Annotated in this window: 16 protein-coding genes, 1 tRNA gene and 3 rRNA genes; 6 read left to right on the plus strand and 14 right to left on the minus strand. The window is 53.0% G+C overall.

Annotation, left to right across the window (positions count from 1 at the left end; translation table 11 throughout):
* Nucleotides 1-151: 151 nt before the first annotated feature.
* Complete coding sequence (gene yihI / locus KGP24_RS23070; protein ID WP_032644299.1) at nt 152-667, minus strand: Der GTPase-activating protein YihI; 516 nt, start codon at nt 665-667, stop codon at nt 152-154.
* A gap of 576 nt (nt 668-1,243) precedes the next feature.
* Between yihI and yihA the strand changes: the two genes are divergently transcribed.
* The gene (gene yihA, locus KGP24_RS23075) at nt 1,244-1,873 is read left to right on the plus strand and encodes a ribosome biogenesis GTP-binding protein YihA/YsxC (RefSeq protein ID WP_223561910.1); all 630 of its coding nucleotides are present in this window, start codon (nt 1,244-1,246) and stop codon (nt 1,871-1,873) included.
* Nucleotides 1,874-2,184: 311 nt separating this feature from the next.
* On the opposite strand, the gene polA is transcribed toward yihA, so the two are convergent.
* Nucleotides 2,185-4,977 carry a DNA polymerase I gene (gene polA, locus KGP24_RS23080; protein WP_223561911.1) on the minus strand — a complete coding sequence of 931 codons (2,793 nt, stop codon included), beginning with the start codon at nt 4,975-4,977 and terminating at the stop codon, nt 2,185-2,187.
* A gap of 440 nt (nt 4,978-5,417) precedes the next feature.
* Between polA and KGP24_RS23085 the strand changes: the two genes are divergently transcribed.
* The gene (locus KGP24_RS23085; protein WP_223561912.1) at nt 5,418-6,326 is read left to right on the plus strand and encodes an acyltransferase; all 909 of its coding nucleotides are present in this window, start codon (nt 5,418-5,420) and stop codon (nt 6,324-6,326) included.
* A gap of 23 nt (nt 6,327-6,349) precedes the next feature.
* Here KGP24_RS23085 and dsbA read toward each other — a convergent pair whose 3' ends face one another.
* The 3 genes from dsbA to KGP24_RS23100 form a co-directional block, all read right to left on the minus strand.
* Nucleotides 6,350-6,973 (minus strand): thiol:disulfide interchange protein DsbA, encoded by a 624-nt coding sequence (dsbA, locus tag KGP24_RS23090; RefSeq protein WP_033146975.1) that lies wholly within the window; start codon nt 6,971-6,973, stop codon nt 6,350-6,352.
* Between the two features lie 27 nt (nt 6,974-7,000).
* A complete protein-coding gene (locus KGP24_RS23095; protein WP_223561913.1) occupies nt 7,001-7,987 on the minus strand; it encodes a serine/threonine protein kinase in 987 nt (328 codons plus the stop codon).
* A 75-nt stretch (nt 7,988-8,062) separates the two neighbouring features.
* Nucleotides 8,063-8,332, minus strand: a complete 270-nt coding sequence (locus tag KGP24_RS23100; RefSeq protein ID WP_008501866.1) for a YihD family protein — start codon at nt 8,330-8,332, stop codon at nt 8,063-8,065.
* Between the two features lie 68 nt (nt 8,333-8,400).
* On the opposite strand from KGP24_RS23100, the gene mobA reads away from it, so the two are divergent.
* On the plus strand, nt 8,401-8,985 hold the full coding sequence (gene mobA / locus KGP24_RS23105) for a molybdenum cofactor guanylyltransferase MobA (protein ID WP_223561914.1): 585 nt from the start codon (nt 8,401-8,403) through the stop codon (nt 8,983-8,985).
* A complete protein-coding gene (mobB, locus tag KGP24_RS23110) occupies nt 8,982-9,485 on the plus strand; it encodes a molybdopterin-guanine dinucleotide biosynthesis protein MobB (RefSeq protein WP_223561915.1) in 504 nt (167 codons plus the stop codon). The genes mobA and mobB overlap by 4 nt, the downstream gene beginning before the upstream one ends.
* Before the next feature lie 100 nt (nt 9,486-9,585).
* Here mobB and rrf read toward each other — a convergent pair.
* The 4 genes from rrf to KGP24_RS23130 form a co-directional block, all read right to left on the minus strand.
* Nucleotides 9,586-9,701 (minus strand): 5S ribosomal RNA (gene rrf, locus KGP24_RS23115).
* 69 nt (nt 9,702-9,770) lie between these two features.
* Nucleotides 9,771-12,676, minus strand: a 23S ribosomal RNA gene (locus tag KGP24_RS23120).
* Between the two features lie 191 nt (nt 12,677-12,867).
* Nucleotides 12,868-12,943 (minus strand) — tRNA-Glu (locus KGP24_RS23125).
* An 85-nt stretch (nt 12,944-13,028) separates the two neighbouring features.
* A 16S ribosomal RNA gene (locus tag KGP24_RS23130) occupies nt 13,029-14,568 on the minus strand.
* The 16S, 23S and 5S rRNA genes sit together here with 1 tRNA gene alongside, the layout of an rRNA operon.
* Before the next feature lie 454 nt (nt 14,569-15,022).
* Here KGP24_RS23130 and KGP24_RS23135 point away from each other — a divergent pair.
* Together KGP24_RS23135 and mdtD are read left to right on the plus strand one after the other, a co-directional pair.
* Entirely contained in the window at nt 15,023-15,730 is a 708-nt protein-coding gene (locus KGP24_RS23135) for a FadR/GntR family transcriptional regulator (protein ID WP_223561916.1), read from the plus strand.
* Nucleotides 15,727-17,160: a multidrug transporter subunit MdtD gene (gene mdtD, locus KGP24_RS23140; protein WP_223561917.1), complete on the plus strand. Its 1,434-nt coding sequence runs from the start codon at nt 15,727-15,729 to the stop codon at nt 17,158-17,160. Before KGP24_RS23135 ends, mdtD begins: the two co-directional genes overlap by 4 nt.
* Here mdtD and rbsR read toward each other — a convergent pair.
* From rbsR to rbsA, 5 genes are all read right to left on the minus strand, one after another.
* On the minus strand, nt 17,126-18,118 hold the full coding sequence (gene rbsR / locus KGP24_RS23145; RefSeq protein WP_223561918.1) for a ribose operon transcriptional repressor RbsR: 993 nt from the start codon (nt 18,116-18,118) through the stop codon (nt 17,126-17,128). The genes mdtD and rbsR overlap by 35 nt on opposite strands.
* 3 nt (nt 18,119-18,121) lie before the next feature.
* Complete coding sequence (gene rbsK, locus KGP24_RS23150; RefSeq protein ID WP_223563561.1) at nt 18,122-19,051, minus strand: ribokinase; 930 nt, start codon at nt 19,049-19,051, stop codon at nt 18,122-18,124.
* A gap of 106 nt (nt 19,052-19,157) precedes the next feature.
* Nucleotides 19,158-20,048: a ribose ABC transporter substrate-binding protein RbsB gene (rbsB, locus tag KGP24_RS23155; RefSeq protein ID WP_032644286.1), complete on the minus strand. Its 891-nt coding sequence runs from the start codon at nt 20,046-20,048 to the stop codon at nt 19,158-19,160.
* A 27-nt stretch (nt 20,049-20,075) separates the two neighbouring features.
* Nucleotides 20,076-21,041: a ribose ABC transporter permease gene (rbsC, locus tag KGP24_RS23160; protein WP_006808742.1), complete on the minus strand. Its 966-nt coding sequence runs from the start codon at nt 21,039-21,041 to the stop codon at nt 20,076-20,078.
* 4 nt (nt 21,042-21,045) lie between these two features.
* Nucleotides 21,046-22,551, minus strand: coding sequence for a ribose ABC transporter ATP-binding protein RbsA (gene rbsA / locus KGP24_RS23165; protein WP_045354605.1), 1,506 nt, complete (start codon nt 22,549-22,551; stop codon nt 21,046-21,048).
* Nucleotides 22,552-22,558: the final 7 nt, after the last annotated feature.

The following is a 22,558-nucleotide window of genomic DNA, read 5'->3' on the forward strand; positions in this document are numbered from 1 at the left end:
GGCCCGCTCTGGCCCCATCGCGGGCCATCACTCGGGTGCGCAGCCACTTCTGTCGCCGCGACAACCGCCGTAGTTTAACGAATAACCACACCAGATAACATATAACCGGAAGGGTTATAAGCAGGACTATCGTGCCTGCCGGGTGCAAATGTTAGTTTCCACCCTTCAGAAGACGCATCATATCTTCCTGTTTCTCGTCTTCTTCTTCATCTTCGTCATCGTCGTATGACAGGCCCAGCTTCTGCATCAGTTCATCGATACGATCCAGTTTGGCATCCACCCATGACTGCTCTTCAGCGGTCAGGGTTTCACCCTCTTCAAGACGTTCCAGCAGCGCGTCCAGGCGCTCATCGTTCTCCAGCAAATCCAGCTCAGCCTGCGGTGAAAGCATAGGTTTCTCGCTCTTTGGTTTGTGCTGCTTAGTGACCGGGGTGTCAGTCACGCCCAGTGGAATGGGAGTTTTACTGCCGATACGAGGGTCTTTCTGCTGTTTGCCTTTTGCAGAAGCACCTGCTGCACCACCACCGTTGGCACGGCTACCCGCAGCATGACCGCGATGTTTTTTGTCGCGTTTGCGATCGCGCGCTTCCTGGTTCAGTTCTTCGCGCGTTTTGCGGCGTGCTTTTGCAGGGCGTTTCGCGCCCGCAGCGGAGGTTGGTTTTTTCATGATGTTTTATCTTTAAGTCGATTTATTCAGTATAGAATTGCGGCGAAATCTAGCAGAAAGCAAGCAAAGAAAAAAGGCGACAGAGCAATCTGTCGCCTTTTTTCCTGACTCACAACCCTTAGCGGGTCAGACATTCCATGTTTGCCAACAACAAACCCTGTTTATCCCTTGGCTAATACCTTCCGTGATACGGTTCCATTTCCTGTTAAAACGCCTCCAGGCGTGATCATCCTGACAATCCTGCGTCTTCGCCTCCTGGCGCTCCTGACCCTAATCCTTCAATCCATATCCTGTTGGCATCCTCGCCCTGACGCACACTTTACCTTGTTCCGTTAAACTAACAAGCAACGAGACGGTACAAAAAGGGATTTTCAGATAATTACCTGGAAATAAACTTATGATTTAAAACAGTTTGGCTTTTTTGACACCTGCGAATTCTCTGAAATCTCCCATAGCATCATTAGCCGATCTCTCACACCGGTTGGGGTATTCGCCTACAGGTCATAGCAATCAGAAAAGCCTTTTGCCTGCATTCGGGTATAATCCCCTTCAGATTACGATTTTGGAGACGACCACGTGACTACCTGGAACTACCAACAGACGCATTTTGTCACCAGTGCGCCCGATATTCGCCACCTTCCTTCTGATACCGGTATTGAAGTGGCATTTGCTGGCCGCTCCAATGCGGGGAAATCCAGCGCCCTGAATACGCTGACCAATCAGAAGAGCCTGGCGCGTACCTCAAAAACACCTGGCCGTACCCAGCTGATCAACCTGTTTGAAGTCGCTGAGGGCAAACGCCTGGTCGACTTACCGGGATACGGTTACGCACAGGTACCGGAAGAGATGAAAATCAAGTGGCAGCGTGCGCTGGGTGAATACCTGGAAAAACGCCTGTGCCTGAAAGGTCTGGTGGTGCTGATGGATATTCGTCATCCCCTGAAAGATCTGGATCAGCAGATGATCGACTGGGCTGTAGCAAGCGATATCGCCGTGCTGGTGCTGCTGACGAAAGCCGATAAGCTGGCGAGCGGCGCGCGCAAAGCGCAGGTGAATATGGTTCGCCAAGCGGTGCTGGCGTTCAACGGTGATGTACAGGTTGAGCCGTTCTCCTCGCTGAAAAAGCAGGGCGTGGACAAGCTGCGTCAGAAGCTCGATACCTGGTTTAGCGAGCTGGAACCCGCGACGGAAGCTGAAGAAGAGTAATACCGAGCGCGGCTATCGCCGCGTTTTTTTTGCCTGAATTTTTCTTTGCCGCAATAAAAAACGCCCCAGTCATTACTGACTGGGGCGGCTAAAATATTCAGCCAAATCCGATTACGTGAAGTAAAAGGTCTGAAAGATAGAACATCTTACCTCTGTACCCTACGCCGATAACTCTACCCCTTTTTGTGCTGCAGAAAAAGCACTTTTTGTAGTTTTTTTTCATTCTTTACATAGGGAATTCTAATGATTGTCACAAAACGCGCGTTGGTATGTTGCAAACTTACATAAAAAGCGCGTTATGCGAAGAACCGTTAGTGAGCCTGATCCCAGTTTTCGCCACTTCCCACTTCCACCAGCAACGGCACGTCCAGCGTCATGCTGCTTTCCATTAGCTCGTGGATATTCTTCGACACGGCGTCGAGGTCGTCCTTGTGCACTTCAAATACCAGTTCATCGTGTACCTGCATGATCATTTTCACGCGAGGCTTCTCTTTTTCCAGCCAGGCATCAACGGCGATCATTGCACGCTTAATAATGTCCGCTGCGGTGCCCTGCATCGGGGCGTTGATCGCCGCACGCTCTGCGCCAGCGCGACGCGCCGCGTTGCTGGATTTGATGTCCGGTAAGTAGAGACGGCGGCCATCCAGGGTTTCGACGTAACCTTTTTCCTTCGCCTGCGCGCGGGTGCGTTCCATATATTCCAGCACGCCTGGATAGCGCTCGAAGTAGAGATCCATATACTTCTGCGACTCTTTGCGCGGAATGTTGAGCTGGCGCGAAAGACCAAATGCGCTCATGCCGTAAATCAGACCGAAGTTGATCGCCTTAGCACTGCGGCGCTGCTCGTTGGTCACGCTGTCCAGCGGCAAGCCGAAGACTTCCGCCGCGGTTGCCCGGTGGATATCTTTCCCTTCGGCAAACGCGGTCAGCAGGCCTTTGTCGCGGGACAGATGCGCCATAATGCGCAGCTCAATTTGCGAGTAGTCAGCAGAGACAATCAGATAATCCTCTGGTGCGATGAAAGCCTGGCGAATACGGCGGCCTTCCTCATTACGCACCGGGATGTTCTGCAGGTTGGGATCGGTCGATGAGAGTCGACCGGTAGCCGCTACGGCCTGATGATACGATGTATGCACGCGACCCGTTTTTGGGTTGATCATCAGCGGAAGCTTGTCGGTGTAGGTAGACTTCAGCTTCGCGAGGCCACGGTACTGCAGAATCACTTTTGGCAGCGGGTAATCCAGCGCCAGCTCTTCCAGCACCTCTTCAGAGGTTGACGGCGCGCCGCCTGGGGTTTTCTTCAGCGGCTTGATGCCCTGCTTTTCAAACATAATGGTCTGCAGCTGTTTCGGTGAAGAGAGGTTAAACGGCTCGCCGGCAAGCTCATGCGCTTTTTGCTCGAGCTCGGTCAGGCGCTGCGCCAGCTCCCCGGAGTGGTTATGCAGCACAGTTGGGTCGATTTTCACGCCGTTGCGTTCAATGCGTGACAGCACGGGCACCAGCGGCATCTCAATATTCTGGAACACATTCAGCGGACCTTCGTGCTTCTGCAGTTTTGGCCACATCTTCAGGTGCAGCTGCAGCGTGACGTCAGCGTCTTCCGCCGCGTAGCGCCCCGCCTCTTCCAGAGCAATCTGGTTAAAGGTGAGCTGATTTTTCCCTTTACCGGCAATCTCTTCAAAGGTGATCGTTTTGTGCTTGAGCCAGCGGTCAGATAAGGAATCCATATCATGACGTCCCGCAACGCTATCCAGAATGTAGGATTCAAGCATGGTGTCGAAGGCAATCCCGCGCAGTTCAATGCCGTAGTTTTGCAGAATGCCGCGGTCGTACTTGAGGTTTTGCCCGACCTTGAGCGCTTTTTCGTCCTCCAGGATCGGCTTCAGCAGCTCAAGCACGCGGTCACGGGAGATCTGCTCCGGCGCATCCAGGTAATCGTGCGCCACAGGAACATAGGCGGCAATACCCGGCTCTGTTGCAAATGACAGACCAACCATATTGGCTGAGATGTTATCGAGGCTGTCTGTTTCAGTATCAAAGGCAAAGACCGGCGCCTTTTTCAGTTTCTCGATCCAGGCGATCAGCTGTGACTCTTCAAGAATGGTTTCGTAGTTGTCAAAGGAAAGCGCCACGGCTTCTTCTTCCGCCAGCTCTTCTGCGTCAGCAACGATCGTCTCCTTCGGCTTTGCAGCAGGTTTGGCCCCTTTTGCCTGCAGCCATTTACCGGCTTCCACGTCAGCGGTCCAGCGCTTGAATTCGTATTTCTTAAACAGGCTCAGCAGATCGTCAGCGGAAGGCTGTTGCACTTCAAGCTGCTCACAGCCCAGCTCCAGTTCAACATCGGTTTTGATTGTGGCCAGCTTATAGGAGAGATAAGCCACCTCTTTATTCTCTTCCAGTTTTCCGGCCATGGTTTTTGCACCACGGAAGGAGAGCCCGGCGATTTTGTCTGACTCCGCGTAGAGCGTATCCAGACCACCCAGCCCCTGAAGCAGCGCCTGCGCGGTTTTTTCACCGACGCCAGGGACACCCGGGATGTTATCCGAGGAGTCGCCCATCAAAGCGAGGAAGTCGATAATCAGCTCAGGCGGCACGCCGTACTTTGTGACCACCTCTTCAGGCCCCAGAATGGTGTTGGTCATGGTGTTAATCAGGGTGATACCTGGCGTCACCAGCTGCGCCATATCTTTATCACCGGTGCTGATCAGTACAGGACGCCCCATCTTTTCTGCTTCACGCGCCAGCGTGCCGATGACGTCATCGGCTTCAACGCCAGAGACGGCCAGCAGCGGCAGCCCCATCGCTTTTACCATGGTGTGCAGCGGCTCAATCTGCGCACGCAGATCGTCAGGCATTGGCGGACGGTGAGATTTGTAATGCTCAAACAGCTCATCGCGGAAAGTTTTACCTTTCGCATCAAAGACCACAGCCGCGTGGGTTGGCTGATACTGAAGGATCAGGCTGCGCAGCATGTTCAGCACGCCGTACATTGCGCCGGTAGGTTCCCCTGCGCTATTGGTCAGAGGAGGAAACGCATGGTATGCCCGATACAGGTAAGAAGAGCCATCGACGAGAATAAGAGGGTTTTCTGGGATCTGAACCATAATGTCCGTGCCTTTAATCAATTTATGGGTAAAGGATGCCACAGAAGGATGAAAACATCAGTTATTAGCACCAGATACAGGAAAAGATTTTGCGATCGTGAGGTTCGCTCGCAAAAATCAAACTGTGGATAAGTTTGTGCATATTTTCACTTCATATGAATAACAGACGTAAAAAATACATATGAGTTAATTTTTAGATCTTAATTATCATGCTGTTATCGCATTAGATCTTATCTATATGGTCACCTGATGGCAATTTAGTCTATGTGGATATAAGCCTTATTAAGCCCGGAATCACAGAGAAATCTTCTGCGACAGGGTAAAAGCGGCCAAATCATCACGTCAAAGCGCCATTAATTTGTCCGTTTTCTGGTAAAATCAGCGCCCGGCGTTGCATAGCCGACCGCTCACTTACAGCTAACCATTTGAAAAAGCTCATCATGTCGAGATTGCTCGCTGCAATAACATTACTGTTAAGCATCATTTTAACTATCCTGGTGACTGTCGCCTGCTCTGTGCCGATCATTATTGCCGGGATTATTAAACTGCTGCTGCCTGTCCCCGCGGTGTGGCGAGCCGTGTCCGCATTTTGTAATTTCATGATGTACTGCTGGTGCGAAGGACTGGCGATCCTGCTGTGCCTGAACCCGCATCTGAAGTGGGATATCAAAGGGCTGGAGAGCCTTAACAAGAAAAACTGGTATCTGCTGATCTGCAATCACCACAGCTGGGCAGACATCGTGGTGTTATGCGTACTTTTTCGCAAACACATCCCGATGAACAAATACTTTCTGAAACAGCAGCTCGCCTGGGTGCCTTTTATCGGGCTGGCCTGCTGGGCGCTAGATATGCCGTTTATGAAACGCTATTCGCGCAGCTATTTAATTCGTCATCCCGAGCGTCGCGGCAAAGATGTGGAAACCACGCGCCGTTCCTGTGAAAAATTTCGCGCGTATCCCACGACCATCGTGAACTTTGTTGAAGGCTCCCGTTTTACGGAAGAGAAGCATCAACAAACTCGCTCCCCTTACCAGCATCTGCTGCCGCCAAAGGCTGCGGGTATTGCGATGGCGCTTAACGTGCTGGGAGCACAGTTCGATAAACTTCTTAACGTCACGCTCTGTTATCCGGAAAACGATAAGACGCCATTTTTCGATATGCTCAGCGGCAAACTGACGCGTATTGTAGTGCACGTCGAACTGGTCCCGATAGACGCTGAGCTGCACGGTGACTACGTAAACGATAAGAATTTCAAACGGCGCTTCCAGCAGTGGCTTAATACGCTCTGGAAAGAGAAAGACGAACAGTTAGACAATATTAAATCTTCATACAAAAACGCCGGTCAGTGACCGGCGTTTTTACATCAACGAAATTACTTCTTCTCAACCAGGTATTTCACGGTATCAGCATACTGCTGTACGAAGATATCCATGCTGCTGGTGTCCATGCCCTGCATGTTCAGCTGGTATTTACCGTTAACAAACATCGCCGGAACGCCCTGAAGCTGGAGGTCAGCAGCCGCTTTTTCCTGCTGGGCTACCAGAGATTTCACCACAAAGCTGTTCCATGCTGCGTCATACTCTTCACCTTTCACGCCAGCATCAACGAACACTTTACGGATATCCGCAGTGGTCTGAACGGTCTGGGTTTTCTGTACGGCTTCAAACATTGGCGCAGTGATCTTATCTTCCACGCCCAGTGCCATAGCAACCGCCCACGCCTGTGTCAGATCTTTACCCAATGGGCCCAGGAACTCGACGTGGTACTTGGTCATTTTGGTGCCTTCTGGCAGCTTTTTCTTCACGTTGTCAGACACATGCAGCACCTGCTCGAATTGATAGCAGTGTGGGCAATAGAACGAGAAGAACTCCAGAACCTGCGGCTCGCCAGCAACCGGTTTGTCCAGCGTGATGAACTGTTTGCCGTCGGTAAACTGCGCAGCAGAAGCGCTAAATGCCAGAATCATTCCTGCCAGCGCCAGCCAAATTTTTTTCATGATTAACTCTCTCCTGGGTGTGTCCAATTAATACATCGGCGTTAATTGCAGAGGGGGTTCCTGAAGAACCTTGACCTGCTCAGTAAATGTAGATATCTGGCTACGCCAGTAATCCTCTCCGGTAAGCCACGGGAAATTCCGGGGAAATGCGGGATCGTCCCAACGCCTAATTAACCATGCGAGATAATAAACAAAACGCATCGCGCGTAAAGGCTCAATCAGGGCAATTTCGTCTGAATTAAACGGGCTAAATTCTTCATAAGCTTCAATAATGGTTTCAAGCTGCATGCGTTGCTCGGCTTTGTCGCCATTGAGCAGCATCCACAGGTCCTGAACTGCTGGCCCCATACGCGCATCATCAAGATCGACAAACAACGGGCCATCACGCCAGAGGATATTTCCGGCATGACAATCGCCATGCAGGCGCAGGACGGTAATATCGTCGCGCCAGCAGGCTTTCACTGCAGCAATAATCTTATCGGTGGCGTTGAGGAAATCATCCTTTAACGCTGTGGGGATCATTGCAGACGTTTCGAATATTTCGCGCGGCTCAAGAAGGTATTCCTGAATCCCGATAGTCGGGCGGGCAATAAAGGTTTTTTTGCGTCCCGTCTGGTGTATGCGCCCAAGATAGCGGGCAACCCACTCCATCTGATCGATATTATCCGCTTCAAACTGGCGGCCACCCAGGCTCGGGAATACAGCGTAGTAAAACCCTTCGTGCGTGAGGAGCGTTTGGTTATTGAATTTTAGCGGCGCGGCAACGGGAACATCGTCATCCAGCAGATCGTGAGCGAACTGATGCTCTTCCTGAATTTGTTCTGCGGACCAGCGTTCAGGACGATAGAATTTTACGACGAAGCGCTGACGATCCTCATCCTGAAACTGATAGACGCGGTTTTCGTAGCTGTTTAACGGTGTTAGCCCGGAATCCACCCGAATACCCTGTTCAAACAGGGCATCCATAATGGTGTCCGGGTGTAATGTCTGGAAAGTAAAAGCCTGGTCGTTCATCCGATCATCCGGAAATTATACGAATGATTCAGGATATCATCTTGTGGAGATTTCGGTGCCGCCGCTTACAAGCTTTTACTCTTTAATTACGCCTCGGGCGCGCAGTAATGCGGTCTTAAAATCTTCCTCATAATCTTTCTGAATACCAGGAATAACAGCATCTTTGGCAGAGTCACGCATTTTAAGGTGATAGATCAGGATGTCGTCAGAAAGGTCTGCCAGATCGCCGTCAAAACCTGACTCTTTCGCCAGTTTCTGTAAAAATTGCATCAGATTTAGCTCTGGCTCTTTTTGCCAGGCGGGCTGGAGGAGTTCAATAACTTCATTCAGACGTTTACATTTCATGGTGGTGCTCCTTTCATTTAGAGTGACACGTTAGCAGGGTCAATCCCACAATAAAAGAGGCGATATTCGTGAATCTTAGCCAGGAAATCATTGGGGTCGTTCTGGCAGGCGGCAGAGCAACGCGAATGGGCGGAAAAGATAAGGGGCTTCAGCTTCTTAATGGAAAACCCTTGTGGCAGCATGTCGCTGATACGCTCTCAGGCCAGGTGTCGACAATGGTTATTAGTGCTAACAGGCATATCGACACTTATCAGCTCAGCGGGTACGCCGTTTATCAGGATAGCCTTGAGGATTACCCGGGACCGCTGGCCGGTATGCTTTCGGTCATGCAACAGTCTCACGGAGAGTGGTTTATCTTCTGTCCCTGCGATACCCCGCTTATTCCGTCCTGTCTTGTCGAGCGTTTGTTATTGCTTCGCGGTACGGCCCCTGTGGTTTGGGTACATGACGGCGAGCGTGACCATCCCGCTATCGCATTGATGCACCGATCGCTAGCGCCAGCCCTGCAGTCCTGTCTGGCTGCGGGAGAGCGCAGGGTGATGCTTTTTATGCGCGAGTCTGGCGGCCATCCCGTTGATTTTAGCGATTTGAAATCAGCATTTGTGAACGTGAATACGCGTGAAGATTTGCAGATGATGCAGGAGAAAAGATGATACCTGTTGTCGCCATTTCCGCCTGGAGTGGAACCGGAAAAACCACGCTGCTTAAAAAGCTCATTCCTGCGCTTTGTGCCAGGGGTATCCGTCCAGGATTGATTAAACATACCCACCATAATATGGATGTCGATAAACCGGGCAAAGATAGCTATGCGTTGCGTAAAGCGGGTGCAGCGCAAACGATGGTGGCAAGTACTCGACGCTGGGCGTTGATGACAGAAACGCCGGATGAGGCACCGCTGGATCTCGCTTATATGGTCAGCCGGATGGATCATGCCACTCTGGATCTGGTGCTGGTTGAGGGATTCAAGCATGAGGCCGTGCCTAAGATCCTGCTGTTCAGAAACGATGCCGGGCATGATTTAAGCGAGTTAACGCTGGATGAGCATGTGATTGCGGTGGCCAGTGATGTTGTATTGCCGCTTGAAGTTCCGATACTGGATTTAAATGATGTGGATGGGATTGCGGAGTTTATTGTGGACTGGGCTGCGATCTGACGACTTGCCGGGAGGCGGCTTCGCCTTACCCGCCTACCATTTTTTAGGCGTATAAACGCAAAAAGGCCATCCTTGCGGATGGCCTTTCTACTTATTTGATGCCTGGCAGTTCCCTACTCTCGCATGGGGAGGCCCCACACTACCATCGGCGCTACGGCGTTTCACTTCTGAGTTCGGCATGGGGTCAGGTGGGACCACCGCGCTAAAGCCGCCAGGCAAATTCTGTTAATCTGTATCAGGCTGAAAATCGTGTCTCTCTCACCGCCAAAACACCTTCGGCGTTGTAAGGTTAAGCCTCACGGTTCATTAGTATCGGTTAGCTCAACGCATCGCTGCGCTTACACACCCGACCTATCAACGTCGTAGTCTTCAACGTTCCTTCAGGACTCTCAGGGAGTCAGGGAGAACTCATCTCGGGGCAAGTTTCGTGCTTAGATGCTTTCAGCACTTATCTTTTCCGCATTTAGCTACCGGGCAGTGCCATTGGCATGACAACCCGAACACCAGTGATGCGTCCACTCCGGTCCTCTCGTACTAGGAGCAGCCCCCCTCAATTCTCCAGCGCCCACGGCAGATAGGGACCGAACTGTCTCACGACGTTCTAAACCCAGCTCGCGTACCACTTTAAATGGCGAACAGCCATACCCTTGGGACCTACTTCAGCCCCAGGATGTGATGAGCCGACATCGAGGTGCCAAACACCGCCGTCGATATGAACTCTTGGGCGGTATCAGCCTGTTATCCCCGGAGTACCTTTTATCCGTTGAGCGATGGCCCTTCCATTCAGAACCACCGGATCACTATGACCTGCTTTCGCACCTGCTCGAGCCGTCACTCTCGCAGTCAAGCTAGCTTATGCCATTGCACTAACCTCCTGATGTCCGACCAGGATTAGCTAACCTTCGTGCTCCTCCGTTACTCTTTGGGAGGAGACCGCCCCAGTCAAACTACCCACCAGACACTGTCCGCAACCCGGATCACGGGTCTACGTTAGAACACCAGCCATTAAAGGGTGGTATTTCAAGGATGGCTCCACGCAGACTGGCGTCCACGCTTCAAAGCCTCCCACCTATCCTACACATCAAGGACCAGTGTTCAGTGTCAAGCTATAGTAAAGGTTCACGGGGTCTTTCCGTCTTGCCGCGGGTACACTGCATCTTCACAGCGAGTTCAATTTCACTGAGTCTCGGGTGGAGACAGCCTGGCCATCATTACGCCATTCGTGCAGGTCGGAACTTACCCGACAAGGAATTTCGCTACCTTAGGACCGTTATAGTTACGGCCGCCGTTTACCGGGGCTTCGATCAAGAGCTTCGCGTTGCCGCTAACCCCATCAATTAACCTTCCGGCACCGGGCAGGCGTCACACCGTATACGTCCACTTTCGTGTTTGCACAGTGCTGTGTTTTTAATAAACAGTTGCAGCCAGCTGGTATCTTCGACTGATTTCAGCTCCACCCGCAGGGGCTTCACCTACATATCAGCGTGCCTTCTCCCGAAGTTACGGCACCATTTTGCCTAGTTCCTTCACCCGAGTTCTCTCAAGCGCCTTGGTATTCTCTACCTGACCACCTGTGTCGGTTTGGGGTACGATTTCGTGTTACCTGATGCTTAGAGGCTTTTCCTGGAAGCAGGGCATTTGTTACTTCAGCACCGTAGTGCCTCGTCATCACACCTCAGCGTTAATAAACGACCGGATTTACCTAATCGTTCCGCCTACATGCTTAAACCGGGACAACCGTCGCCCGGCTAACATAGCCTTCTCCGTCCCCCCTTCGCAGTAACACCAAGTACAGGAATATTAACCTGTTTCCCATCGACTACGCCTTTCGGCCTCGCCTTAGGGGTCGACTCACCCTGCCCCGATTAACGTTGGACAGGAACCCTTGGTCTTCCGGCGAGCGGGCTTTTCACCCGCTTTATCGTTACTTATGTCAGCATTCGCACTTCTGATACCTCCAGCATGCCTCACAGCACACCTTCAACGGCTTACAGAACGCTCCCCTACCCAACAACGCATAAGCGTCGCTGCCGCAGCTTCGGTGCATGGTTTAGCCCCGTTACATCTTCCGCGCAGGCCGACTCGACCAGTGAGCTATTACGCTTTCTTTAAATGATGGCTGCTTCTAAGCCAACATCCTGGCTGTCTGTGCCTTCCCACATCGTTTCCCACTTAACCATGACTTTGGGACCTTAGCTGGCGGTCTGGGTTGTTTCCCTCTTCACGACGGACGTTAGCACCCGCCGTGTGTCTCCCGTGATAACATTCTTCGGTATTCGTAGTTTGCATCGGGTTGGTAAGCCGGGATGGCCCCCTAGCCGAAACAGTGCTCTACCCCCGAAGATGAGTTCACGAGGCGCTACCTAAATAGCTTTCGGGGAGAACCAGCTATCTCCCGGTTTGATTGGCCTTTCACCCCCAGCCACAAGTCATCCGCTAATTTTTCAACATTAGTCGGTTCGGTCCTCCAGTTAGTGTTACCCAACCTTCAACCTGCCCATGGCTAGATCACCGGGTTTCGGGTCTATACCCTGCAACTTAACGCCCAGTTAAGACTCGGTTTCCCTTCGGCTCCCCTATACGGTTAACCTTGCTACAGAATATAAGTCGCTGACCCATTATACAAAAGGTACGCAGTCACACCACAAAGGTGCTCCCACTGCTTGTACGTACACGGTTTCAGGTTCTTTTTCACTCCCCTCGCCGGGGTTCTTTTCGCCTTTCCCTCACGGTACTGGTTCACTATCGGTCAGTCAGGAGTATTTAGCCTTGGAGGATGGTCCCCCCATATTCAGACAGGATACCACGTGTCCCGCCCTACTCTTCGAGTTCACAACCTGTGTGCTTTCGTGTACGGGACTGTCACCCTGTACCGTGCGACTTTCCAGACGCTTCCACTAACACACAAGCTGATTCAGACTCTGGGCTGCTCCCCGTTCGCTCGCCGCTACTGGGGGAATCTCGGTTGATTTCTTTTCCTCGGGGTACTTAGATGTTTCAGTTCCCCCGGTTCGCCTCGTTAACCTATGTATTCAGTTAACGATAGTGCAACGAATTGCACTGGGTTTCCCCATTCGGACATCGCCGGGTCAAAGGTTCATATCACCTCGCCGGCGCTTTTCGCAGATTAGCACGTCCTTCATCGCCTCTGACTGCCAGGGCATCCACCGTGTACGCTTAGTCGCTTAACCTCACAACCCGAAGATGTTTCTTTCGATTCATCATCGACTTGCGAAAATTTGAGAGACTCGAACACACATAACATGTGTGTCGTTTCAATTTTCAGCTTGATCCAGATTTTTAAAGAGCAAATATCTCAAACATGACTCGCAAGTCAGTTTTGAGATATGAGGCAGGTGACTTTCACTCACGAACCAGCAAGTGGCGTCCCCTAGGGGATTCGAACCCCTGTTACCGCCGTGAAAGGGCGGTGTCCTGGGCCTCTAGACGAAGGGGACACTGAAGTCTCAATCGCAAGACGCCTTGCTATTTACTTTTCATCAGACAATCTGTGTGAGCACTACAAAGGCAGGTTCTTTAAGGTAAGGAGGTGATCCAACCGCAGGTTCCCCTACGGTTACCTTGTTACGACTTCACCCCAGTCATGAATCACAAAGTGGTAAGCGCCCTCCCGAAGGTTAAGCTACCTACTTCTTTTGCAACCCACTCCCATGGTGTGACGGGCGGTGTGTACAAGGCCCGGGAACGTATTCACCGTAGCATTCTGATCTACGATTACTAGCGATTCCGACTTCATGGAGTCGAGTTGCAGACTCCAATCCGGACTACGACGCACTTTATGAGGTCCGCTTGCTCTCGCGAGGTCGCTTCTCTTTGTATGCGCCATTGTAGCACGTGTGTAGCCCTACTCGTAAGGGCCATGATGACTTGACGTCATCCCCACCTTCCTCCAGTTTATCACTGGCAGTCTCCTTTGAGTTCCCGGCCTAACCGCTGGCAACAAAGGATAAGGGTTGCGCTCGTTGCGGGACTTAACCCAACATTTCACAACACGAGCTGACGACAGCCATGCAGCACCTGTCTCAGAGTTCCCGAAGGCACCAATCCATCTCTGGAAAGTTCTCTGGATGTCAAGAGTAGGTAAGGTTCTTCGCGTTGCATCGAATTAAACCACATGCTCCACCGCTTGTGCGGGCCCCCGTCAATTCATTTGAGTTTTAACCTTGCGGCCGTACTCCCCAGGCGGTCGACTTAACGCGTTAGCTCCGGAAGCCACGCCTCAAGGGCACAACCTCCAAGTCGACATCGTTTACGGCGTGGACTACCAGGGTATCTAATCCTGTTTGCTCCCCACGCTTTCGCACCTGAGCGTCAGTCTTTGTCCAGGGGGCCGCCTTCGCCACCGGTATTCCTCCAGATCTCTACGCATTTCACCGCTACACCTGGAATTCTACCCCCCTCTACAAGACTCTAGCCTGCCAGTTTCGAATGCAGTTCCCAGGTTGAGCCCGGGGATTTCACATCCGACTTGACAGACCGCCTGCGTGCGCTTTACGCCCAGTAATTCCGATTAACGCTTGCACCCTCCGTATTACCGCGGCTGCTGGCACGGAGTTAGCCGGTGCTTCTTCTGCGGGTAACGTCAATTGCTGAGGTTATTAACCTCAACACCTTCCTCCCCGCTGAAAGTACTTTACAACCCGAAGGCCTTCTTCATACACGCGGCATGGCTGCATCAGGCTTGCGCCCATTGTGCAATATTCCCCACTGCTGCCTCCCGTAGGAGTCTGGACCGTGTCTCAGTTCCAGTGTGGCTGGTCATCCTCTCAGACCAGCTAGGGATCGTCGCCTAGGTGAGCCGTTACCCCACCTACTAGCTAATCCCATCTGGGCACATCTGATGGCAAGAGGCCCGAAGGTCCCCCTCTTTAGTCTTGCGACGTTATGCGGTATTAGCTACCGTTTCCAGTAGTTATCCCCCTCCATCAGGCAGTTTCCCAGACATTACTCACCCGTCCGCCGCTCGTCACCCAGGAGCAAGCTCCCTGTGCTACCGCTCGACTTGCATGTGTTAGGCCTGCCGCCAGCGTTCAATCTGAGCCATGATCAAACTCTTCAATTTAAGTTTGATGCTCGTGAATTAAACTTCGTAATGAATTACGTATGTTCACTCAGAGACTTGGTATTCATTTATTGTCCGAAGACATTAAGAATCCATGTCACTTTGAGTGCCCACACAGATTGTCTGATAAATTGTTAAAGAGCAGTGCCGCTTCGCTTTTCGCAGCGGCGCGGGGTGTGCATATTACGCTTTCCCGCTTCAGAGTCAAGCGTTTATTTTCGCTTTTCTCTGCTGACCCGGCGGCGTGTATGCCGTTGTTCCGTGTCAGTGGAGGCGCATTATAGGGAGTTATTCCGACGTGACAAGAGGAAATTTAAAAAAAGTTTCCATCCGTGTTTTTTTTCACCAACAGAGGTGAAATCAAGCTACAAATTGTTCTATTTGATGTATCTGCAACCACAATCACATTCGAGGTGGCATAATTATCAGCATGAATCTTTAAGGAATAAAAGCGATGCCATTAAGCGCACAACAGCTGGCCGCCCAAAAAAACCTGTCGTACGTGCTGGCAGAAAAGCTGGCTCAGCGTATTTTAGCGGGTAAATATGCCCCGGGTAGCATCCTGCCGGGTGAGATGGAGCTGGGTGAGAAGTTTGGGGTGAGCCGTACCGCCGTGCGCGAAGCGGTGAAAACCCTAACGGCAAAAGGTATGGTGCTTCCACGCCCTCGCATTGGCACACGCGTGATGCCACAGAGTAACTGGAATTTTCTCGATCAGGAGCTGCTCTCCTGGTGGATGACGGAAGATAACTTTCATCAGGTCGTCGATCACTTTCTGGTGATGCGCAGCAGCCTTGAACCTCAGGCATGTTTGCTTGCCGCCACGCTAGGAACGGCAGAGCAAAAAGCGCAGCTTAACGCGTTGATGGAAGAAATGGTGTTCCTGAAAAAACATTTCAACCGCGAACGCTGGGTTGAGGTCGATATGGCCTGGCATGAACACATCTATATGATGAGCGCCAATCCGTTCCTCACCTCTTTTGCCTCTTTATTTCATTCGGTGTATCACACCTACTTTACCTCTATTACACAAAACGAAGTGGTAAAACTGGATTTGCATCAGGCGATAGTGGATGCCATCCAGGAAAGCGACGGGCTGCGAGCCCTGAGTGCGTGCCAGGCATTGCTGGCAGCGCCAACCCACCAGCAGGTAAATAAATGACAACGAAAAAAGCGCGCAGCATGGCCGGATTGCCGTGGATTGCAGCCATGGCGTTTTTTATGCAGGCACTGGATGCCACCATCCTCAACACAGCGCTTCCCGCTATAGCGCAAAGCCTTAACCGCTCCCCGCTGGCGATGCAGTCCGCCATCATCAGCTACACCCTGACGGTCGCAATGTTAATTCCGGTCAGCGGCTGGCTGGCCGACCGCTTTGGCACCCGCAGAGTTTTCATGCTGGCCGTAACGCTCTTTACGCTCGGTTCACTGGCCTGTGCGCTCTCCTCATCCTTAACGGAGCTGGTTATCTTTCGCGTATTGCAAGGCATTGGCGGCGCGATGATGATGCCGGTGGCGCGCCTTGCCTTACTGCGAGCCTACCCGCGAAGCGAATTACTTCCCGTGCTCAACTTCGTCACCATGCCGGGCCTGGTTGGCCCGATACTTGGCCCGGTCCTCGGTGGCGTGTTTGTCACCTGGGCAAGCTGGCACTGGATCTTCCTGATTAATATTCCAATTGGCGTTGCGGGGCTGCTGTATGCCCGCAAATATATGCCGAACTTCACCACGCCAAGGCGCAGCTTCGACATGGGCGGCTTTTTCCTGTTTGGCCTGAGCCTGGTGTTATTCTCCAGCGGGATGGAGCTGTTTGGCGAGAAGATCGTCGCGACGTGGATGGCGCTCTCCGTTATTCTCGGCGGTATTCTGTTATTCCTTCTATATATACGTCACGCGCGTCGTCACCCGACGCCATTAATCTCCCTGGGTCTCTTTAACACCCGAACGTTTTCCGTCGGGATTGGGGGTAACATTGCGTCTCGTCTGGGGACGGGTTGCGTACCGTTCCTGATGCCATTGATGCTGCAGGTCGGTTTCGGCTATCCGGCCCTGATTGCTGGCTGCATGATGGCGCCTACGGCGATGGGCTCAATTCTGGCAAAATCAACCGTGACGCAGGTGCTGCGCTGGTTTGGCTATCGTAAGACGCTGGTTGGCGTAACGGTCTTTATCGGGCTGATGATTGCGCAGTTCTCGCTGCAATCCGCCGCGTTACCCGTCTGGATGCTGATCCTGCCGTTATTTGTGCTGGGCATGGCGATGTCGACGCAGTTTACGTCGATGAACACCATCACCCTCGCCGACCTGACTGACGAGAACGCCAGTAGCGGCAACAGCGTGCTCGCGGTTACGCAACAGCTGTCGATCAGTTTAGGGGTTGCCGTGAGTGCAGCGGTGCTGAGGTTTTATGAAGGTTTTGACAGCGCAAATACCGTTGAGCAGTTCCATTACACCTTTATCACCATGGGTGCACTTACCGTGGTATCGGCGCTGGTCTTTATGCTGTTAAAACCGAAAGACGGACGTAACCTGATCAAAGAACGCCACAAAGCAAAGGCTAAACCGAACCCCGTTCCATCAGAACAGGAGTAAGCTGCAGACGTTGCTGATGCAACGTGGGCTGCGCCATTCGGTGGATCAACACATCGATGGCCAGCTCGCCCAGTTCATCCTTCGGCTGATGAATTGTAGTCAGCGGCGGCGTCATATAGCTGGCTAGTTCGATATCATCATAGCCAATTACCGCCATATCATCCGGAACGCGCAAACCAGCCTGGTATAACGCCTGATAGGCGCCAAATGCCATAGCATCGTTGCCGATAAAGACGGCCTGAGGATGCTGCGGCTGCGCCAGCAAAGTCTGCATCGCTTCAAAGCCGCCGTGAAACTCAAAATCACCGGTAATACGGTAACCTTCCGGCACTGAAAGTCCCGCCCGTGCCATCGCGGCGAGATACCCTTCCAGACGCAGGCGCGCCGGGGTTTTATCCAGCGGACCAGTAATACAGGCGATGCGGGTATAGCCTTTATCAATCAGATACTGGGTCGCCATATCACCGCCCAGCAGGGAGTTATCCTGAATGAGATCGCTGGTTCCGTCGAACGGCGCCCAGTCCATCATCACAGTGGGAATAGAAGGATAGCGCTGGATAATCTCTTTAGATGGTTGGTGTGTTTCGGTACAGAGCAGCAGCAGCCCGTCGACGCGTTTTTGCATCAACGTTTCCAGGTTACGATTCATTCTCTGCTCGTCACCTTCGGTATTGCACAGCACCAGGCTGTAGCCACGCTCGAAGCAGCTGCGCTCCACGCCGCGAACCAGTTCTGAATAAAAAGGGTTGGTACTGGCAGTGATCAGCATACCGATGGTGCGCGTCTGGTTGAGCTTAAGGCTGCGCGCCAGCGCCGACGGCGCATAGTTGAGATCTTTTACTGCAGCTTCGACTTTCTCCCTAATCGCCTCGCTGACAAAGCGATCGTTGTTTATAACGTGAGAGACCGTCGAGGTAGAAACGCCCGCCATGCGGGCGACATCTTTCATTGTAGCCAAGCGTTACCCCTGCTGACTTAAGAATTCATCAATCTCTTTACGCCACGGAACGGAAGGCTGGGCGCCCTTGCGCGTCACCGCAATCGCGGCGGCAGCGTGTGCGAAGCGGATAGCGTCATCCATTATCTTGCCTTCCAGCAGCGCGGTGACCAGTGCACCATTGAAGGTATCTCCCGCTGCGATGGTATCAATCGCTTTGACCTTAAACCCCGGCACGCGGCGGCCTTCACCGTTTACGCTTGCCCATACCCCGCGGCTGCCGAGGGTAATGATCACCGTTCCAATGCCTTTCCCGTGCAGCACTTTTGCTGCACGCGCGGCATCGTCATCATTTTCAACGCGAATACCCGTCAGTTTTTCTGCTTCAGTTTCGTTCGGGGTGATGATGTCCACCAGCGCCAGCAGCTCGTCTGATAATACACGGGCTGGGGCCGGGTTAAGTACGACAGTGGTATGATTTTCATGCGCAATTTTCGCGGCGGCCAGCACGCTTTCAACCGGTGACTCCAGTTGCATGAGCAGGGCTTCCGCTCCGGCGATGATGGCACGCTGCGCTTCTACGCGCTCCGTCGTCAGCGCAGCGTTAGCCCCCGCATGAATACCGATGACATTCTCACCTTCCGCGTTGACGAAAATCAGCGCCACGCCGGTAGATTCCCCTGCAACAACGCTGACCGGTGCGATATCAATGTTGTCGCTCGCCAGCTGTTTGCGTACGCGCTCACCGGTATCGTCATCACCCGTGCAGGCGATAAACGCAATATTCGCCCCGCTGCGACCGGCGGCGACGGCCTGGTTGGCACCTTTACCGCCAAATGCCACCTGATACTGGTTACCCGTGACGGTTTCGCCCGGTGTAGGGAACGATTCAAGGTTAAGAATGTGATCGGCATTGATACTGCCAAGGACGACGAGGTTGCCTGCGGTTTTCATGGTTGGGTTGTCCATCTGAGAGCGCCACCGGTATTACCCGGTGGCGTATGCCACACTTTTCTTTATTGGTGTCCCTCAGGCAGCCATCGACCGCCTGATTCGCCTTTTACTGCTTGATGACCAGCTTCAGGTCAACCGGGTATTTGGCCTGAACTTTTTCGCCCTTCAGCACTTTGTCGGCAGTTTCAACGCCAGTGGCGCCAATCTGCTCAGGCAGCTGAGCAATGGTCGCAGCCAGTTTGCCATCGTTTACTGCTTTTTCACCATCCGGCGTGCCGTCAAATCCGACAACCATCACATCAGATTTACCTGCAGTCTGCAGGGCACGCAGCGCGCCGAGCGCCATTTCGTCGTTCTGTGCGAACACGGCCTGCACGTCAGGATGCGCGGTCAGCAGGTTCTGCATAACGTTCAGACCTTTAGTACGGTCGAAGTCTGCCGGCTGGCTGGCCAGTACGTTAAATTTGTGCGCTGCAACGGCCTGCTGGAAGCCTTCACCACGCTCACGCGCTGCGGAAGTCCCGGCGATGCCCTGCAGTTCGATAACTTTCGCGCCTTCACCTGCTTTCTTCGCGATGTAATCACCCGCGATTTTGCCGCCCAGCACGTTATCAGAAGCAATGTGGCTGACCACGTCGCCTTTAGAGGCCTGACGGTCCAGGGTGATTACCGGGATCTTCGCCTGGTTTGCCATTTTAACGGCGTTGCCTACGGCGTCAGAATCGGTTGGGTTGATCAGCAGAATTTTGGTGCCACGAACGGTTAAGTCCTGAACGTTAGCCAGCTCTTTCGCCGGGTTGTTCTGAGAATCCAGCACCACCAGGTTGTAACCCAGTTTATCCGCTTCTTTCTGCGCACCGTCCTTCAGGGAGACGAAGAACGGGTTGTTCAGGGTAGAGACAACCAGCGCGATGGTGTCTTTTGCCATTGCGTTAGCACTTACGGTTGCGCTTAGCGCGACTGCAGAAACCAGGGTAGCCAGTTTTTTCATGTTCATATCTAAGATGTCCTGTAGTGTCGTCAGTTACTGTTTTTTGTTGTCTACCAGTACCGCCAGCAAAATCACCACTGCCTTAACGATCATCTGGTAATAGGAGGAAACACCTAACAAATTCAAACCATTATTCAGGAAACCGAGAATCAGTGCGCCGATCAATGTCCCAACAATGCGACCTTTACCGCCCGCAAGACTCGTACCGCCCAGAACCACTGCCGCAATAGCATCCAGCTCATATCCCGTACCCGCCGTCGGCTGCGCGGAAGAGAGGCGCGCCACCTCGATAATGCCTGCCAGTGACGCCAGAAGGCCGCACAGGGAGTAAACGATAATTTTGACTTTATTAACGCTGATACCAGACAGGCGCGTTGCCGCTTCGTTACCGCCCAGCGCATAGATATAACGGCCCAGACGGGTGTGGTGCAGCATGTACCACGCCGCCAGGAAGACGATAGCCATGATCCAGACCGGGGTCGGGACACCCAGAGGGCGACCAATACCGAACCAGCCAAACAGATCCGCGTTATCGGTGAAGCCGGTATTGACCGGGCTGCCGTTGGTGTAAACCATGGTCACACCGCGCAGCAGCAGCATCATCACCAGCGTGGCGATGAACGCCTGAACGCGGCCTTTTGCCACAATTACGCCGGTTACGGCACCAATCGCCGCGCCTGCTGCCAGAGCAGCGGCCACGGCCACCAGGGCGTTGACTTCAATCCCGACAATCGAAGCGGCGATCGCGCCGGTGAGCGCCAGCAGGGAACCGACGGACAGATCGATACCTGAGGTCAAAATCACCAGCGTCATGCCGACCGCCATAATGGCGTTCACAGACGTCTGCTGCAGAATGTTGAACAGGTTATTAACGGTGAAAAAGTTCGGGCTCATGGTCGACACAATCGCGATCAGCACCAGCAGGGCAATCAGCGATTTTTGTTCCATCAGCCATGCCTTTGTGAAATAGCGGCGACCAGAAACAGCCTGGGTAGTCATCTTCTTACTCCTGATTCACGCGATTAAGCTTGCCCACAGCGGCAGCCATCAGAACTTCCTGGGTGGCCTGCTCGCGAGTGAATTCACCGCCGAGATGCCCTTCATGCATGACGATAATGCGATCGCTCATGCCTAATACTTCTGGCATCTCGGAAGAGACCAGAATGATGCTTAGCCCGTCGGCCTTAAACTGGTTAATCAGCTGATAGATCTCTTTCTTCGCGCCCACGTCTACGCCGCGGGTTGGCTCGTCGAGGATCAGCACTTTCGGGCGCGTCATCAGCCCGCGCGCAATGGCCACTTTCTGCTGATTACCGCCGGACAACAGGCCAATCGCCTGCTCCATCGACGGGGTTTTGACGTTAAAGAGACGGATAAAATCGCTGACCGCCTGCTGCTCATCTTTATGCTTCAGGCTACCGCCGCTATGGCTGAAATAGCGCAGCGCGGTCAGGGACATGTTCTCTTTTACCGACATCCCCAGCACCAGGCCATCGCGTTTGCGGTCTTCGGAGATATAGACGATACCGTTCGCCAGACCATCCTGCGGAGAGCGGGTGACCACTTCATGACCATCAAGGGTGACATAACCGCTGGTGCGCGGCAGTGCGCCGTACAACACTTTCATCAGCTCGGTACGTCCGGCACCCATCAGGCCCGCCACGCCCAGGATCTCGCCCTGACGCAGGGTAAAGGTCACGTCGTTCACACCCGGACCGCAGAGGTTATCCACCTTCAGGCGGATCTCACCCGGCGCTTTATCCAGATGCGGATACTGATCTTCGAGCTTACGTCCCACCATCATTTCGATGAGCGTATCTTCGGTCAGCGTGGCGACTTCGCGCTCGGCAATAAACTGCCCGTCGCGGAAGACGGTGACGTCATCGCAGATTTCGAAGATCTCTTTCATGCGGTGAGAGATATAGACAATCCCGCGCCCCTGCGATTTCAGCTCGCGGATCACGCGGAACAGGGATTCGGTTTCGGTATCGGTCAGGGCGTCGGTCGGTTCATCCATAATGATGACCTTAGACTCAAAGCTCAGCACCTTGGCGATTTCCACCATCTGCTGATCGCCAATGGACAGATCGCCTACCAGGCGGTCGCTCTTAAAGCGCAGGTTCAGCTTCGCCAGCAGCTTGTCCGCTTCGGCATACATGGTTTTCCAGTCGATTTTGCCGAACCGGTTAACAAACTCGCGGCCGAGGAAAATGTTTTCCGCAATGGTGAGCTGAGGGATGAGGTTCAGCTCCTGGTGAATAATACCTATACCCGCTTCCTGAGAGGATTTCGGACCATTGAAGGTGGTCTCTTTACCCAGCCAGACGAGTGAACCGGCATCGCGTTGATAGATACCGGTCAGCACTTTCATCATGGTGGATTTGCCGGCACCGTTTTCACCCACCAGCGCCATCACGCGCCCGGGGTAGACGTTCAGCGCCGCGCCGGAGAGGGCTTTTACGCCCGGGAACGACTTATCGATCCCTTTGAGTTGCAGTAATGCGTCCATGATGGCC

The sequence above is a fragment of the Enterobacter sp. JBIWA008 genome (assembly GCF_019968765.1).
Taxonomy (GTDB): Bacteria; Pseudomonadota; Gammaproteobacteria; order Enterobacterales; family Enterobacteriaceae; genus Enterobacter.

Bases quoted from the DNA above. Each gene is read 5' to 3' on its own strand.
- rbsK (WP_223563561.1), bottom strand. From the start codon at position 19,051: ATGAAAACCGCAGGCAACCTCGTCGTCCTTGGCAGTATCAATGCCGAT.
- KGP24_RS23135 (WP_223561916.1), top strand. From the start codon at position 15,023: ATGCCATTAAGCGCACAACAGCTGGCCGCCCAAAAAAACCTGTCGTAC.
- rbsC (WP_006808742.1), bottom strand. From the start codon at position 21,041: ATGACTACCCAGGCTGTTTCTGGTCGCCGCTATTTCACAAAGGCATGG.
- rbsB (WP_032644286.1), bottom strand. From the start codon at position 20,048: ATGAACATGAAAAAACTGGCTACCCTGGTTTCTGCAGTCGCGCTAAGC.
- mdtD (WP_223561917.1), top strand. From the start codon at position 15,727: ATGACAACGAAAAAAGCGCGCAGCATGGCCGGATTGCCGTGGATTGCA.
- KGP24_RS23085 (WP_223561912.1), top strand. From the start codon at position 5,418: ATGTCGAGATTGCTCGCTGCAATAACATTACTGTTAAGCATCATTTTA.
- polA (WP_223561911.1), bottom strand. From the start codon at position 4,977: ATGGTTCAGATCCCAGAAAACCCTCTTATTCTCGTCGATGGCTCTTCT.
- mobB (WP_223561915.1), top strand. From the start codon at position 8,982: ATGATACCTGTTGTCGCCATTTCCGCCTGGAGTGGAACCGGAAAAACC.
- KGP24_RS23100 (WP_008501866.1), bottom strand. From the start codon at position 8,332: ATGAAATGTAAACGTCTGAATGAAGTTATTGAACTCCTCCAGCCCGCC.
- KGP24_RS23095 (WP_223561913.1), bottom strand. From the start codon at position 7,987: ATGAACGACCAGGCTTTTACTTTCCAGACATTACACCCGGACACCATT.
- yihI (WP_032644299.1), bottom strand. From the start codon at position 667: ATGAAAAAACCAACCTCCGCTGCGGGCGCGAAACGCCCTGCAAAAGCA.
- rbsA (WP_045354605.1), bottom strand. From the start codon at position 22,551: ATGGACGCATTACTGCAACTCAAAGGGATCGATAAGTCGTTCCCGGGC.
- dsbA (WP_033146975.1), bottom strand. From the start codon at position 6,973: ATGAAAAAAATTTGGCTGGCGCTGGCAGGAATGATTCTGGCATTTAGC.